The 15,790-nt window shown below is 45.4% G+C and carries 11 protein-coding genes; 2 read left to right on the top strand and 9 right to left on the bottom strand.

Annotation, left to right across the window (positions count from 1 at the left end):
* Positions 1–39: 39 nt before the first annotated feature.
* From ABD894_RS06165 to ABD894_RS06150, 4 genes are all read right to left on the bottom strand, one after another.
* Positions 40–462 carry an SRPBCC family protein gene (locus ABD894_RS06165; protein WP_345210116.1) on the bottom strand — a complete coding sequence of 141 codons (423 nt, stop codon included), beginning with the start codon at positions 460–462 and terminating at the stop codon, positions 40–42.
* Positions 463–581: 119 nt separating this feature from the next.
* Positions 582–956 carry a DinB family protein gene (locus ABD894_RS06160; protein WP_345210197.1) on the bottom strand — a complete coding sequence of 125 codons (375 nt, stop codon included), beginning with the start codon at positions 954–956 and terminating at the stop codon, positions 582–584.
* A 179-nt stretch (positions 957–1,135) separates the two neighbouring features.
* Positions 1,136–3,583, bottom strand: a complete 2,448-nt coding sequence (locus ABD894_RS06155; protein ID WP_345210115.1) for a bifunctional YncE family protein/alkaline phosphatase family protein — start codon at positions 3,581–3,583, stop codon at positions 1,136–1,138.
* A 78-nt stretch (positions 3,584–3,661) separates the two neighbouring features.
* A complete protein-coding gene (locus tag ABD894_RS06150) occupies positions 3,662–4,648 on the bottom strand; it encodes a glycoside hydrolase family 5 protein (protein ID WP_345210114.1) in 987 nt (328 codons plus the stop codon).
* A 212-nt stretch (positions 4,649–4,860) separates the two neighbouring features.
* On the opposite strand from ABD894_RS06150, the gene ABD894_RS06145 reads away from it, so the two are divergent.
* On the top strand, positions 4,861–5,646 hold the full coding sequence (locus tag ABD894_RS06145) for a mechanosensitive ion channel family protein (RefSeq protein ID WP_345210113.1): 786 nt from the start codon (positions 4,861–4,863) through the stop codon (positions 5,644–5,646).
* A gap of 18 nt (positions 5,647–5,664) precedes the next feature.
* Here the strand turns inward: ABD894_RS06145 and ABD894_RS06140 are convergent, their stop codons facing one another.
* A complete protein-coding gene (locus ABD894_RS06140) occupies positions 5,665–6,795 on the bottom strand; it encodes an MFS transporter (protein WP_345210112.1) in 1,131 nt (376 codons plus the stop codon).
* 131 nt (positions 6,796–6,926) lie between these two features.
* On the opposite strand from ABD894_RS06140, the gene ABD894_RS06135 reads away from it, so the two are divergent.
* Positions 6,927–7,676, top strand: a complete 750-nt coding sequence (locus tag ABD894_RS06135; protein WP_345210111.1) for a DeoR/GlpR family DNA-binding transcription regulator — start codon at positions 6,927–6,929, stop codon at positions 7,674–7,676.
* 56 nt (positions 7,677–7,732) lie between these two features.
* On the opposite strand, the gene ABD894_RS06130 is transcribed toward ABD894_RS06135, so the two are convergent.
* The 4 genes from ABD894_RS06130 to ABD894_RS06115 are packed head-to-tail and all read right to left on the bottom strand — an operon-like array spanning position 7,733 to position 15,287.
* Entirely contained in the window at positions 7,733–8,932 is a 1,200-nt protein-coding gene (locus ABD894_RS06130; RefSeq protein WP_345210110.1) for a DUF4998 domain-containing protein, read from the bottom strand.
* A 23-nt stretch (positions 8,933–8,955) separates the two neighbouring features.
* Positions 8,956–10,128: a DUF5000 domain-containing lipoprotein gene (locus tag ABD894_RS06125; protein ID WP_345210109.1), complete on the bottom strand. Its 1,173-nt coding sequence runs from the start codon at positions 10,126–10,128 to the stop codon at positions 8,956–8,958.
* Between the two features lie 44 nt (positions 10,129–10,172).
* Positions 10,173–12,116 carry a RagB/SusD family nutrient uptake outer membrane protein gene (locus ABD894_RS06120; protein WP_345210108.1) on the bottom strand — a complete coding sequence of 648 codons (1,944 nt, stop codon included), beginning with the start codon at positions 12,114–12,116 and terminating at the stop codon, positions 10,173–10,175.
* Positions 12,117–12,137: 21 nt separating this feature from the next.
* Complete coding sequence (locus ABD894_RS06115) at positions 12,138–15,287, bottom strand: SusC/RagA family TonB-linked outer membrane protein (protein WP_345210107.1); 3,150 nt, start codon at positions 15,285–15,287, stop codon at positions 12,138–12,140.
* Positions 15,288–15,790: the final 503 nt, after the last annotated feature.

The following is a 15,790-nucleotide window of genomic DNA, read 5'->3' as shown; positions in this document are numbered from 1 at the left end:
CTGCTGTTACAACCGGGCTCCACTATTTAAAACTTGTTATTACAAAGCTTCAGTATATTTTTTAAAGTTATCCAGGATAGCCTGCCAGCCGCCGCGTTGCATTTCGATGGGGTTGGTTTCTTCCGGGTCGAAGGTTTCTGTTACTTTGGTGCCCTCAATTTCTTTAGTGAAGGTGATGCTTACTTTTCTGCCATCGCCAAGGCCGTAAGCAATAAGGCTGTAGGGCTGCACATCGGTATAAGTACCGCCAAAATCAAAACTGAAACTGCCATCTTTTGCGGCCATAGTGGTCGAAAAGTTACCGCCTGTACGCAAATCATTTTCGGCATGAGGGGCATGCCAGTCGTCGGATGCCTGGCACCATTTAGTGATATGTTCGGGTTGGCTCCAGCTATCCCAAACCTTTTCAATAGGTGCGTTAACAATAGTTTCTACAGTAATTGCTTTGCTTGTGGTTTCCATAGTAATATTGGTTAGTGATTTTGTTGAATTTTAATAAGATAAAGATAGGAGAAGCTGCCTGCTTTAAAAAGGTGTAATTGTGCCAAATTGCGGGGTATTTATGGCAATATATATAACAATTAAAACCTGATAATATCCGTATCGGGAGGTGTATGGCCAAGCAATCGGCACATGGTCATGATCTGCCCTTTATGATGAAACTCATGGGCGAACGCGTGCGTGTAAATTTCCAGCGGAGTAGCGGTAACGGGTCGGTTACGCGGGAGTACAGCGCTGATGGGATCATTTAATGTTTGCGCGAATCGATTCAGGAATTCATCCACATAAGCATCCGCGTTAGCAAATAATTGTTTTACAGCATCAATGGTGATTACGTCGCTTTCTTCAATGATCGCTACTCCTTTATTCATGGCGAAGTTTGCCAGCCAGTGCGTATACACATTGGCATTGTGTACCAGTAGGTACCGTACATCGCTGCCGTTAAACTCGGGTATGGGTTTAACGGCAGTCGTGCTTTACTTCATTCGCCACAAAATTGAGTACGAAAGCCCTTGAACCGCATAATAAGGCATATTGTTGTTTTAAGATGGATACCATATTACAAGATAACGAACTATTTTATCATCACACAAATCAACAATTTACGCCAATTGTTAATTAAACGGATTTCTTACTAATCATCATCGTCATCTTTTTTGATTTCCAGTATTACAAAGGCGCTCCGTTTAGGTGATGGCATTACGGAGTCTTCTCCTTTCACAGATTTCCAAACCACTTCGTTCAAATCCAGATCGGGGGCGGCATCTTCTTTGGCGAAGTTGAACAAGGCCGATCTTTTGCTGCTTTCGTTTACGGCAACATTGCGCCTGTCGAGGTCTATCAACGCTGGTTTTACTTTGTAAGGCGTAAAATCTGCTTTGCTGGTAAAGCATTCGTATAGCGGGATAGCGGCAGCATCGTATTGGCTCATCGGCGGCAGGCCTAATATGAGTTCCATAGTACGCAAAAAGCCGGAGGTGGAGTACATGGTATGTACCACGGCGTTGCGTTTTACATAAGGACCAACCACAAAAGCAGGCGAACGGTGCGCATCCACGTGGTCGGGGCCGTTTTGGGCATCATCTTCCAGTATAAACACTACCGATTCCTTCCATATCGGGCTGTTTGATAAATGTTCTATAAAGCGGCCTATAGCCAGGTCATTATCAGCCACAGCCGCGGCAGGCGAAATTTTGCCTAAACGCTGTCCGCTGGTATGGTCGTTTGAAATGCGGATGGTATTAAACTGCGGAACGGCGTTAATAGTAAGCAACGAATCAAAATCTTGTTGCCAGGCATCAACACGCACCTGATCTTTAATATCCATATTAAAGCCCGGCGATTTAGGTGAAATATGCCCTTCCAGTGCTTTAATGTTGGCCTTACCATTGTCGCTGAATTCGCCATAGCTGCGGTAGCTGATGCCGGCTCGTTTACAATAATCCCATATAAAGCCGTCGCGCGGGTAGGTGGCCGGTCGGCCGCCCTCAAAAGAGGTACTGCCGCCACGGTTACCATAACTGGTAGGCCATGTTTTTTCAACTATGTCGGTAGCATATGCGGCCATGCTCCAGTTATGGCCGTCGGCGCTTACTTCTGCATCCACGTAAAAATTATCAAGCAATACAAAATCTTTGGCGAGGGCATGGTGGTTTGGAGTAACCTTTTGGCCAAACAAACAAAGCGTAGTATCGCCATTGCCTTCAGGCATATCGCCCAGCACCTGGTCGTACGTGCGGTTTTCTTTTATAATATAAAAAATATGCTTAATGGGCGATTTTTCGCCTGGCTTACGCGGAACCGGGTTATTGGCTTCGCCCTCGGCCTGTGCTACTTTTTTGTTGGTAAAGGGCGTATTGGCATAAACTTCTCGGGTATAGGTTTTTAGCACTTCAGGTTTAGGCGCATCAATAAATAACAACGATCCCTTGAATAAGCCTGCTATATATTGCAGTTTGCTGTTGGGTGTACTGCCTGTATGGTAACCGCTGTTATCGGCCTTTGAAACAGGTTGCGGCCCTTGTGGGTTAGCCATTGATGTTAAACCTTTGCCATTGGCCACCAGTATTTTGCGCCCCAGTGTTTTTACGTTGGTAGGGTACCAGCCCACGGGGATAAAACCCATGCTTTTGCTGTAACCGGGTTTGGTTAAATCAAAAACGGCCAGGCAATTATTATCGGCGTTAGCAATATAAAGTGTTTTTTCGTTTGATGACAGTGCCAGCCCGTTGGTGGTTGACCCGGTGAGCATGGTAGGGTATAACGAGGTGGATATGGTTTCAACCACCTTGTTGTTAAGCGTATTTATGATGGATACCGTATTATCGCTGGCATTAGCCACAAAAAGCGTATTGCCTTTTTTGTTGAGCAATAATTCGTTGGGGTGATTGCCTGTGATAATGGTAGTTGTGATGTTGCCCGCAGCGATATTATAAACGGCCACCTTATCGCTTCCCCAAAGTGAAATATATAGCGTTTTTTCGTCGGGAGATAGAACGCAGCTGTAAGCAATGTTAGCCAGTTTTACCTTTTTTAAGATGTTATGTGCTGCCGGATCAATTACATATAGCGAGCTGTCCTCTTTAGTTACGGCGTATAAACGGTTATTGCTTTTGTTTACCACCATACCTGTCGGGCAAATTTTACCCTTTGGCCATGGCTGGCCCAGTGTTATAGTATCAGCCTGCCCCAGTTTATTGTTTTTCGTGCTGAAGTTCAATATCCAGTTATCGTTACCACCCGATACATACAGTTGTTTTTCATCCCGGCTGAAGGCCAAACCATACCACGATTTGCCAAGCTCCTTTTGATCGAGCAGTTGTTCCGTTTTAGGGTCTATAAGCTGTACCGATTGAGTGCTTTGGCCGTTATTAGTTACTGCCAATAACTTGCCCGACGCGCTTAACTGCATATTCAACGGCAAATCGCCCAGCGTTAACGTCCGCCCCGCCGGACTGATCTTCCAGCCATTGGGCAGCATGATCTGGTTGCTTTGCTTAACCTTGCCCGGCCGTTGCTGCGCTATTGCGCTAATATGCAGAAACGTACACAAAACGGTGATAACTGAAAGTGACTTTCTCATAGCAGGCAAATAACCTTATTAAAGTTAAGCTATTGTTACGTGATGGTAAATGATGGCTACATCAGTGTAAATGCTTAGTTACTTATTGTACAACCGCAGCTTATCCCTAATATAGGCTCCTGCCGGGCTTAGTTCTGCCGGTTTCCAGTTGCCGTTTACATTGGCGCCGCCAATTAATATACCGGTGGTTTCGGCTTTGTCGGTAAGGTTCCAGTCGGCCCAGCTGAGTTGGTTGTATTCAAGCCACTTAAGCCATGCTTCGGTTTTAGCTTTGTCGAATACACCATCGCCGTTTGATTCACCCACACCCCATTCGGTAACAAATAGCGGTAGCCTTGCCTTGATCGCTTTGTCTGCTTTTGCCCGCAAATTTTCCTGATGGTATGGGTCGGATGCGTAGAAATGGAAGGAATAGGCGATGTTATTGTAATCCTTGATAGGATCGAGCGCGGCAATGTTTACATCCTGATCCCAACGCGGACTGCCCACAATGATCAGGTTCTTACTATCGTATTTGCGTATCACCGGTATTACTTCATTCGCATACTTTTTTATAACCAGCCAGCTGATGTCTTCGGGCTCATTCCATATCTCGTAAATTACGTTGGGTACGCCCTTGTATTTTTGTGCCATAGTCGCGAAAAAGCGTTTGGCCTGCCCAAGGTGCTGATGCGCGTTATGATCGTGCCAGTCTATCAATACATATACGCCGTTTTTAATACACTGATCTATAATGGTGCTGATCAGCTTTACCTGCTTAACAGAATCCTGCAAATACCCGCCTTCATGCTCAATAGCCATAGAAGCCCTAATGATGGTCGCCTTAAAATCGGTACAAAGCCAGTTGACCACATTGCTGTTGTAGTACTTTTGCCCTTCCCAAATACTCCAGGACATACTGATGCCCCTTAATTGCGGCGCTTTGCCATGCTGGTTAACTACCTGCCCGTTCTTTACCTGTAGCCAGCCATTTTTAGCAACGGGTTTTTGCGCTATACTTTGCAAATGAGTAAAGCAAACAGCACAGACAATAAGCAGAGCCACGATGTATTTATGGTTTTTCATAATTGGTTTATTAGGAATATAAAAATAAGCTTTTAGGCTTACTCATCAATATTTATTTAGGGCGGATTGACGTGCTGTTACCATCGCCATAATTGCATCGTTATGGCCTGATTAAAACCAAACAGTATTAATTTAAGTTGTAAAGGAAGTCCCGCAGGTGTTTAGAGGCTGTTTGAGATGGGGCTGATTTATTATTAGCGGATCTTTTAACTATGGATATTAACAAGATTTATAATCACGCTGTTAACTGGCTTATCGATTACGGTCCTCGTTTCATACTGGGTATGGTGATCTTATTTGCAGGGCTTTGGCTCATTAAACTGATACTCAACCGGTCGCAATCGGGCTTGCATAAAAAGGGAGTCGACCCAACGGTTAAGCCCTTCCTGATGAGTTTGGTAGGTGTGGTACTGCGGGTGATATTGGTGCTATCCGTAATGCAGATCATCGGGATACAACTAACCTTATTTACGGCAGTTGTAGGCGCCATTGGCGTAGCAGCGGGACTGGCTTTATCCGGAACTTTGCAAAATTTTGCAAGCGGTATCCTCATCCTGCTGCTTAAACCCTTTGTAGTAGGCGATAACATTATTACCCAGGGACTGGAAGGTACGGTAGTATCCATCCAGATATTTTATACGCTGGTGCGTACGTTTGATAACCGTTCGGTAATTGTGCCCAACAGCAAGCTCTCTAACGAGGTGATCATCAACATCAGCCGCGAGGGAAACCGCAGGCTCGATATCGAACTGAAATTCAGCAATGCTATTGATATTAAAGAAGTAAAATCGGTAATTAACGAATCTATCAACCGTTCGCAAAATATCCTCGAAAAGCCGGAACGCCGTATAGGCGTTGCCGTTTTAGAGAGCGATGGTTACAAAATAGGTGTGAACGTTTGGGTGAATGCCCATGGGTTTTACGACACCAAGCTGGCTTTGCAGGAAACTATTTTGCAGGATATTAAAGATTCGGGGATAAAACTGGCAGGTATGTAACACGCCAAAGCGAAGGCGCTAAACCTTTGCTTTGGTAGATAATACCACTACGGCCACCGCCATTACAGCCAAAAAGCTGAACGATGCACGCAGCGTAAATGCCCCGGCTAAAAAGCCAATAACCGGCGGACCGATCAAAAAGCCGATAAACGCGATGGTAGATACCGCCGCAATTGCCGCGCCTGGTTGCATGGTTGTTGATTTACCTGCCGCGCTGTATACCATTGGCACTACCGATGAGATACCCGCGCCTACAAACATAAAACCGATGATAGCCGTTAACAGGCTCGGGAACAATACCGCTATAAGCAGACCGATGGCGCTAAGCGTGCCGCTTACCTGCAAGGTACGCCTAAGACCAAAACGTGCGGCAAAACGATCGGCAACGAAACGGCCGGATGCCATGGTGCACATACAGGCCGTGTAGCCTGCGCCTATCCAGCCTTTTTCGGCCAGTATTATCTTTTTAAAGTAGATTACGCTCCAATCAAACATGGCACCTTCAACCACCATCGAACAAAAGGCGATCAGGCCGAGGGTGATCAATGATTTATCGGGCATTACAAATGCAGGGCCTGTACTTGCCGGGGTGTGGTCGTTATGCAGGTAACGCCAGCTAACTATCACCGTTATAATGGTAATGGCGGCTATAATGGCGAAGTGCGGCGCAGGCAATACGCCCTTGCCTATCATAAATGTACCTATACTGGCACCCACAAAACCCGCCAAACTCCACACGCCGTGAAATGAAGCCATAATGGGTTTGCTATACAAGCCTTCGGTGGCAACGGCCTGGGTATTAACCGATATGTTGGCGGCATTACTGCTGATACCGAACAATATTAAACATAAAACTAACTGGTAAACTTCTGTTACCGCGCCGAGGGTAACCAGCATTAAGCCATAAGTGCTAATGGCCGCTGCCAATACCTTGCGGCTGCCAATTTTTGTAACGGCCCAGCCTGATAGGGGCAGGGAGATCATCAGGCCAACCGGCAGGGCAAACAGCACACCGCCCAGCGCGGCGTCTGAAAGATTAAGCTTTTGTTGTATAGTTGCAATGCGCGAAGCCCAGCTGGCGAAACATAAACCGGCTACAAAGAACATGGCAGCTACTGCGGTGCGGATAATTTTTGGTGCGTAAACCATTTATATATGTAAGATAAAAAAGATTAAACAAATAATAGCATTCATTTCGATATGCAATATTTTGCAACAAATATCTAAATAATTGCAATATATTGCAAAATTAATATTTATATTTGCTTAACATTGCAATCATGATCAAAGAAGAGCGCTTACAATTGATACTCGGGCAGGTATCTAAAGACGGAAAAGTACTGTTGGGTAATTTGAGCCAGCACCTCAATGTATCTGAAGATACTGTTCGCCGTGATATTAAGGAGTTGTCAGACAGGGGATTACTTAAGTCGGTAAGGGGAGGAGCTATGGCGCATTCGCCGGTGCCGCACAATTTTAGGGACAGGGAGAAGCAGGACATCAGCCAAAAGAAAATTATTGCAAGTAAAGCGCTAAGTTTTTTAAAAGATGGGCAAGTGGTAATCTTTGACGGTGGTACATCGGCCTTAGCTATCGCCGAAAACCTGCCCGACGACCTGAAAATTACGGTGGTGACCAACAGTTTTCCGATAGCGAGCGTACTGGAAGATCACCCTGCTACCGATGTGATATTTGCGGGCGGCAGGCTTAGCAAATCGTCTTTTACCACTACAGGCTACGAAACCGTGCAGGCATTTAAGAACGTAAGGGCCGATATTTGTTTTTTAGGTGTATGCAGTATTGATGCCGAAACCGGCCTCACCACAATGGATTACGAAGATGCGCAGCTGAAAAAGACCATGGTTGCCACCTCAAAACACATCATCGCGCTATCTACCATTACCAAAACCAATACTGCCGAAGCCTTTTACGTTTGCCCTATTACTGACCTGGATACGGTGATCACCGATGTATCGCCCGAAAGTGAGGAGTTGAAAGTATACGTAGAAGCCGGTATACAGGTGCTATAAAAAAGGGAACCCGAAGGCTCCCTCTATCATCATTAATTATATATGACTCGTAACTACTAATGATCTTGTGTGTAAAAGGTTAGTTCTTCCATGGTCATGAAGCTGCCATTACCCCAGTTGGTCAGCAGTTTAAACCTCAAGTACCGGTATTTACCAATATTGGCAGGGAATTTGAATTCCTCTCCCGCAAGGGCGTAGGCCACATCGGCGGCACTGTTTTGGCCGAGTGGTAAGCCTGATGGTTTGATAGATTCACAATCAAGTAATTTGGTCCAGCTATCCCAGCTTCCGTTAGGGTTTGGGTTATTGCTGCCGTATACTTCAAATGTTTTGGCGCTTTCGAGGTTGTACAGCCTGTCGTTAGCCTGCCACATTTTAAAGCGGCTTAGTTTGGTGGTTACCCCGGTATCAAAAGTAAACGGAACCGGTTTGGTTGATTTACTGGCAAAACCAGGTGTGCTGTAACGCTCATCCCAAAGATAGGGTAGCAGCCAGCCATAGCCGCCTTCGTCCACATCACCCGGCAATAGCATCGCCACAAATTTTGATTTATCAAGCATACGTTCAAAAAACGGCAGTTTAGTTACCGCGACTGGCGGTGAAAATGTTTCAAACGCCAGCGAATCAGGCTTAAATAATGACCTGTAAGTTAATGAACTTTCATCTTTATAGTCGCTTAAGCGGGTATCGGTTTCCGATGGCGGGATGATGATGGTTTTGGCAGCGCCATTACTGTCAAAATATTTTAATTCTATCCCTACCTCGCCACCTGCGGCATCGCCCCAAAGTAATTGCGCCTTGCCATCGGCCGAAAAACCAACCGATTTAAGCGTGCGATTCTCTAAGGAGGTAAGGTAGCTATCGCCGTAAACAATACCCGCCACGTTTACCACTACCGATCTGTGGTTCTCTTTATCAAAGGTGTAGATGTTGAAATTGTAATTGCCCTCGCTAAGATCGCTGATATCGATATTGGCGGTATCTTTACCTGTGGTGCGTGTTACGGCAAGTTCGGTAGAATCTTGTCCATCGTTCCAGTAAACTTTTATTTTGGTTACCAGCGGATCGTTGCCCAGCACTACCGCCAGCCTCAATTTTTTATAACCCGGTTGCACGATCACCGAGTCTGCCCGGCCGGGATAGGTAATTTCGCCGCCCTTTTCAAAACTTTTGTATGCGTCTTCTTTTGTACATGCGGCTAATAGCATGCCCATAATGAGCAGGTATAGCGGCACTAAATATTTTATTGGTTTCATAAACTTAATATTTTAATTGTTACCTATTTTGTGTCGCCCCACATCATTATTTCGTTAAAGTTCACGTACGAGCCGTTCGACCAGTTTTTGAGCGTTTTGAACCTGATGTAACGCACTTTAGGCGCATCGATAGAGAAGGTGATGGTTTCACCTGCATTGGCCGCGTCAATATCATCCTGCGATAGCTGTCCGTTCGGTAAGCCTGATGGCTTAACCTGTGTATGGGTGGCCAGCAGTGTCCAGCCGGTATAGCTGCCATCGGGGTTAGGGTTTTCGGTTCCCCAAATTTCAACCACACGCGGTGTGTGCAGGTTGAAATAGAAACCCATCCGCATAAAGTAGCTCATACGGCTCAATTTGGCCGATACGCCCATATCATAAGTGAACCATTGTGGCATACGCGCGGCATCGCCTGTATGGTACATGAGGTCGTTACCGAGATTGCCATCAAACAAACCGGCTATATTACCGCTATAGCCCAGCGGTGCGTCGGTAGGTAAAACAAGGCCTTTCATTCTCGTTCTGTCCAGCCTTTCTTCAAACAATGGGGTAAGGTTAAACAGTAAGGTATCCGACAAATTGCCGAACCTGTCGCGCACGTAAATGCCGAATTTGGTTTCTACAGATTGCAGCCCGCGGGTAGCGAAATCGCCTTTTTTAAGCTTCGTGTAAAAGGTGTTGATGGGTACAAATTCGCCAAGGCTATCGTTTGATAATATCACCACGGCCAGGCTATTGCCTGTTTGATTTTTGAAATTAACGGTTAACCCGCCAAAATCCGGTGTTATGGCAAGGCTGTCGCGTACCAGTTGAAATGGTGGACGTTTTGGGTGCACAGTAACCATTAACGGTGCCGAAGCGTTTTCGCCCTTATCGACCGCATATAAAGTAACCTGGTAGGCCGATGTATCTGCAAAGCCCTCTACAGTAAGCTGGCTGTTATAACGGCTCACTTTGGTTTCGCGCACTACGCCCTGTTTGGTGGTATACACGGCTCTGATGTACAACAGGTCCGGGTCCGACGGTACGTTAAAGCTTATGGTTGCCGCGCCATTCAGATTGGTGATCACCGCGTTGGTTATCGGTCCCGGTGCTTTGCCGTCGTTTTCTACAGGTGCTAATACCCCCTGCTTGCACGAGTTGATGATCAGTAGCATCATCAAGCCGGTACAGCATATATATAGTATCTTTTTCATCGTTTTATATTTATATATAAATTGTGTTTAACTCAACTGCGTACTTACCAGCCTGGGTTTTGTACCAGGTTAGGGTTGATCTGCAAATCGTACTCTTTAATAGGCCAGAAGTAATCTCTCGGACCGGTAAACTTCGGACTGAACAGCAACACCCGCTTGTTGAAATCTTCAAAACTGGTTTGGTTAATATCCCAGCCGTAAATAGGCGTACTCATTACCTGCGGTGCTGTTTTCCAGCGGCGAAGGTCATAGAAACGGCTTGCCTCAAAGGCCAGTTCTATACCGCGTTCCTGTTGTATAATTTCCCGCAAGCCACTAACCGAAGTATACTTGCCCGGATTTTTTGAATAGGTAGACCATGAGCTTTCTATCGATTTTAAACCGGCACGATCGCGGATCTGGTTCAGGTAGGGTAAAGCCTCGGCGCTTCTGCCGCTTTCGTTTAATGCCTCGGCATAAAGCAGGTAAAGATCGGTAAGGCGTATAATAGGCCACGGGTACGATTCAACCGTTACGTTGGTTGATGTGGCTACTAAGTTCCAGTTCACGAGTTTTTTGGTATAGTAACCGGTTATGGAGTATAAGCGACTTTGCTTTTTACCCGAATACTGCTCGGCCTTACTTTGAATGTTGAAGTTGCCGTTCTTCATAAAAAATTTGGCACCATCAAAAGCGATATCGGCGTAAAAGCGCGGCTCACGGTCAACATGCAGGCCAACGGTTTGATAATCGGCTTGCAGGTTAGGATCGCCGGAAGGAGTGGGGCGTAGTTTGAACCTGTTGGCGTAATCCCAGGTTTTGTCCTCTTCAATAGGTACGCCGTTTTTGGTATAAAACAACTCGGCCATTTTAAGGGTAGGTGCCATTTGTCCTTTTAAATCGAGGTTGATATTGTTTTGATCAAGCTGCGGGCAGGCAAACAATTGCAGCCAAAAGGTAGGGTTAGCGCTCGCGGTTGATCCCCATATCAGTTCGCTGTTCCATTTTTCGCAAACAGCATTGCGTATGTTCATTTGAGTTTTGGTAGCGTCATCTACATTAATTACACCCGGATTAAAATGGTAAAGGATAACGCCGTTTGCCTCGGCCAAATCAATAGCGGCTTTACAGGCATCTACAGCGCGCGTCCATTTGGCGGCATCATATTGGGTATTGAATAATGCCTGGCCGTTCTTATTCTTCATGCCACCCAGTTCGGTATTGCCGTTAAACAGCGGGCTTGCAGCTGTAACCAATACGCGTGCTTTGATAGATAACGCGGCTACTTTAGTAATGCGGCCAAGTTCGGTAGCGGCGCTGGTAATTCTGCTGGGTAGGCCGGTATTGTCATCGCCGGCAGCGGCATCATCAATAAGGCGGGTAATATAGTTCACTACCGAATCAACCGGTTGTCTTGAAACCTTTACCTGTTCCGGCGACGCGGTAATGTCGAGGTTTTTATCCTGGATAGGAATAGGCCCGTACATCCTGAACAAATACCAGTGAAAATAAGCTTTCAAAAATTTAGCTTCCGCTATCCAGCGTGCTTTTTCGTAGGGTTGCAGATCAGGCACCTTTTCTACATTCTCTAAAAATATATTACAGGTTCTGATGCCCTGCCATAACGAACGGCCATCAAAGCTATCCCAATAGTTGAGGTACGGGTTGGCCTTGTTTTGCAAGCCACGGGCAATATTGTAGGGATCCAGGAAAAAGTAATCGGTTTGGAAAGGCCAGTAGATCCACAGCTCATCGCCGCCGTTAAAACCGGGATTTTTATCGGGATGCCCTTCCTGCGGCAAATACGAATAACAGGTGAACAGGTACTTTTCGGCCTCGTTGCGGTTGGCAAAGGCATTGTCGAGCGTGGCCACGTTGTCGGGTATAATATCAAGGTAGCTTTTTTTGCACGATGATATCCCCGCTATAGTGATCAGCAGTAACCCTAATCCAATAAATTTCAGACTGCTTAGCCTTGAAAATTTGTTTTGAGTATGTGTAAATTTCATAATTGATTCTTTTTAATGGGCTTATAACTGAACATTTAACCCTATATTAAATACCTTTTGCACCGGGTAGCCAAGTCCGTTACCGCCCTGCTCAGGATCCCAAAGTTTAAAGTTGCTCAGCAGGAACAGGTTGGTGCCGTTTACATATAAGCGCAAGCCCTGTACGTGGAACTTTTTGATAAAGCTGCTTCGGAAGTTGTAAGCTACCTCCGCGGTTTTTAATCGCAGAAAGCCGCCATTGCGCATCCACCAGTTTGAGCGTTGGTTGTTATTGTTACTTTGAGTTGGCCCTAAGCGCGGCCAAAAGGCGTAGGAGTTGCGGTTATCTTCCGACCAATGGTCTTTCGCTATCACATCAAGCAGGCCATTCTGGTTGGCGCCATTAACCACAAAAGGTGAAATGGAAGCCGGGTCGATGAAAAAAGACGACCGTGCCGAACCCTGGAAAAATGTATTGAACTCAAATCCATCATAAATAGCAGATAGACCGAAACCGTAAATAATTTCGGGAGTGGTAGGGTAGCCTAAGCCGTTAATATTATCCAGGTCAGTGATCTGTCCGTCGCCATTCAAATCGCGGTACTTGATATCGCCGCCCCTTACTTCGCCAAAGTTTTGGCGCGGAGAGTTCTTCACATCTTCATCATCCACAAACAACCTTTCGGCTATTAAACCGTAAGCCTGTGTAAGCGATTGCCCAACCCGCGACAGGTAGAACATATTTGAAGGATATTCAGGCTCTTCGTTAACCAGTAGCTTACTGGTGGCGTAGGTAAATGTACCCCTTGCCTGTACCGAAAATTTGCTGCTGAAGTTTTTGTTATAATCAGCACTCAGGTCGATGCCCTTGCCCTGTGCCACGCCTACATTGGCGCTTACAGGGGCGGTAAGGCCCAAAGTGGTTGGTATATAGCTCCGTTGCATTAAAATGCTGTTACGGCGCTCTTTGTATATATCTACTATCAGGTTAAAGTTGTTGAACAACCCCAAATCCATACCGATGTTGGTTTTGGTAGCTTTTTCCCAGGTAATACCCTCGTTAGCATAACGGGATATTGAAACTCCCGGGCGGTTAAAACCATAGTTTTCACCGAAAGAAGCGCCGTAGTTACCATCGTTAAGGTTTACGTTGGATAGGTAAAAGAACCTGTCGTTGGCGTTACCTATCTGGTCGTTACCCACCAGTCCATAAGTACCCCTGAATTTCAGTTTGGTAACTACATTTTCAAACGGTTTAAAGAATTTCTCATAATTAACATTCCAGGCTACACCTATTGATGGGAAAAAACCGTAACGGCTGCTTTTGGCAAAACGTTCCGATCCGTTATATCCAAAGTTGGTTTCAAAAAGGTAACGGTTATCATATCCGTAAGTAAACCTGCCCGACACCCCCTGGTTACGGAATGGCAGCGATGATTGCAAATCGCCGGCATTACCATTCAGGTAGTTTCTGCGGATACCGATAAGCAAACCGCTGATGTTGTGTTTTTCGTTAAAGGTGCGGTTATAGTTAACGGCAAGCTCGGCATAGGTAGTGGTGTTTACAATTTTATCGCCCTGGCTGTAATTGAGGTATTCGGTAGCTGTTTTTTCATTCAGCAGGTTTAAGTTATAACCATTAGGGTCATCCTGCGATGGGCTTGCCGAGTAAAAGAACGGGTTGTACTGGCGCGACAGGTTAAAGTAAGAGTAACGTTGCGTATACACCATACCACGAGCCGAAAGACCGGGGGTAACAAAGCTGAAATCCTGCTTCAGCTCCAGCTGTACGTTTAACGTTGATGTATTATATTGCTGAAAACCCGATACCATTTGCGCGTAAGGGTTGCTGAACACCTCACCATTTTGTCCGCGCGGGGCGTTACCAAACAGCGGGTGTTTTACCAAAGGAAGTTTAGATGCAGGGAAAGTAGCTGGGAAAAGTACCGGATTTGAGGTAAGCGCGCTGTTAAAAATAGCGCCACCACCACCGATAGGGCCGGTATAATCATCAAAACTGCCCGAAGTTCTAATAATAGCTTCGGATGTTGGGGTGAATTTAACGTTCACGTTTGAGCGTACCTGGTAACTTTTCAGGTTAACGTTGTTGCTGAAATTGTTGCCCTGGTCTGCTTTAAGTACACCATTGTCCTGGTTAACCGTACCCGACAGATAGTATTGCGCCGCTTTACCGCCGCCCTGTAAGTTAAGGTTAAGGCGCTGGTTTGAGGTATAATCTTTAATCAGCGAGCCTATCCAATTGTTACTTGGGTACAGCAGCGGGTTATCGCCGGCTATGGTATGATCTATTTTATTTTGGCTGTAAGGTAGCGGCGCCAAAGGGTTGCGGGTTAAGGCAGCCTCGTTAGCCAGTTGCATATAGGTAATGTTATCGGCCAGTTTAAAGTTTTGGGTATTGGTTGATACCGAGTTTTCAAAGCGCGCGTTAAACCTTGTTTCGCCGCTTTTGCCCGATTTGGTAGTCACGAGGATAACGCCGTTCGCGCCCCTTGCACCGTACAGCGACGATGCCGCGGCATCTTTCAGTACCGAGAAGCCCGAAATATCATCGGGTTGCAAACGGGCAAGTGCCGTATTGCTCGATTCCATACCGTCTATCAGTATCAGTGGGTCTATTTTACCCGAACCAAACGTGGTGATACCCCTGATAAAGAACTGCGCGTTATCTGCACCCGGTTCGCCGCTGCGCTGGTAGGATATAATACCCGAAATACGCCCGGCAAGCATGGTGGTTAAGTTACTGGTAGGGCCTTTAAGCTCTTTAGGGCTTATGGTAGTAATGGCGCTTACCATACTTTCCTTCTTTTGCTGGCCGTAGGCTACTATCACTACCTCGTTAAGGGAGTTTTCATCGTCTATCAGTTTTACATCGATTGTACGACGGCCCTTAACTTCAATTTCCTGCTTAACGTACCCTATAAAGGAAAATACCAGGGTAGTTGCCGGGTCAGATATCCGGAGGGAATACCGGCCGGATGTATCGCTCACTACACCCGTGGGGGTATTTTTAATGGATACGCTCACCCCCGGCATGGGCTGACCTTTGGTGTCGGTAATTTTACCGCTTAGGGTAAATGGGGTTTGTGCCCGCGCGGCTATCCCGAACAGCAGTAACGCGAACAGGCAGCACAGAAATTTTACCCTGTGGCAGGGATAAATTCTTTGGTTCATAATGGTTTAGAGTAAGTGTTAAACGATAGAGTTAAATTAATGTATGTACATAGATACATTCTAAAATTTGAATAAACAAATGTTTGTAAATAATAATTTAACTAACTGATTATTTGATAATAATAAATTGATTTAGCTGATTAAATGATTTTTATAACGTTATATAGTATAAGTAATATTTATGTAGATATATGAAATAAACATCTACATATAATTATATGTTATAACATTTTAAATATTTGTCATTTAGTTGAATGTTGCCATTCTATTGGTGAAGACAGGTATGAGGCGTATTTACATGATTTTTTAATTTTTTAAATAAAATGTAGTTATGTAAATACATAATTGTGATAAACAAAACATTTTGATTTGCTGATATTTAAGATTATGCTTCCCCATTGTAGTAATACGGTTGTACTATTAAGAAGGATAGGATGAAAATGGGAAAACATAAATAACAGAAAAGGCCGGGTTGTTAAGCCCAGCCTTATTCTGTTTGCTAA

Source organism: Mucilaginibacter gynuensis (genome assembly GCF_039541195.1).
In the GTDB taxonomy this organism is placed as follows: Bacteria; Bacteroidota; Bacteroidia; order Sphingobacteriales; family Sphingobacteriaceae; genus Mucilaginibacter; species Mucilaginibacter gynuensis.
The sequence above is the reverse complement of the archived record's forward strand: the minus strand, read 5'-3'. Positions and strand labels throughout refer to the sequence as shown.

What these genes read in the sequence shown, in the direction of transcription:
- ABD894_RS06165 (WP_345210116.1), bottom strand. Translation starts at nt 462, where the DNA reads ATGGAAACCACAAGCAAAGCAATTACTGTAGAAACTATTGTTAACGCA.
- ABD894_RS06155 (WP_345210115.1), bottom strand. Translation starts at nt 3,583, where the DNA reads ATGAGAAAGTCACTTTCAGTTATCACCGTTTTGTGTACGTTTCTGCAT.
- ABD894_RS06150 (WP_345210114.1), bottom strand. Translation starts at nt 4,648, where the DNA reads ATGAAAAACCATAAATACATCGTGGCTCTGCTTATTGTCTGTGCTGTT.
- ABD894_RS06145 (WP_345210113.1), top strand. Translation starts at nt 4,861, where the DNA reads ATGGATATTAACAAGATTTATAATCACGCTGTTAACTGGCTTATCGAT.
- ABD894_RS06140 (WP_345210112.1), bottom strand. Translation starts at nt 6,795, where the DNA reads ATGGTTTACGCACCAAAAATTATCCGCACCGCAGTAGCTGCCATGTTC.
- ABD894_RS06135 (WP_345210111.1), top strand. Translation starts at nt 6,927, where the DNA reads ATGATCAAAGAAGAGCGCTTACAATTGATACTCGGGCAGGTATCTAAA.
- ABD894_RS06130 (WP_345210110.1), bottom strand. Translation starts at nt 8,932, where the DNA reads ATGAAACCAATAAAATATTTAGTGCCGCTATACCTGCTCATTATGGGC.
- ABD894_RS06125 (WP_345210109.1), bottom strand. Translation starts at nt 10,128, where the DNA reads ATGAAAAAGATACTATATATATGCTGTACCGGCTTGATGATGCTACTG.
- ABD894_RS06120 (WP_345210108.1), bottom strand. Translation starts at nt 12,116, where the DNA reads ATGAAATTTACACATACTCAAAACAAATTTTCAAGGCTAAGCAGTCTG.
- ABD894_RS06115 (WP_345210107.1), bottom strand. Translation starts at nt 15,287, where the DNA reads ATGAACCAAAGAATTTATCCCTGCCACAGGGTAAAATTTCTGTGCTGC.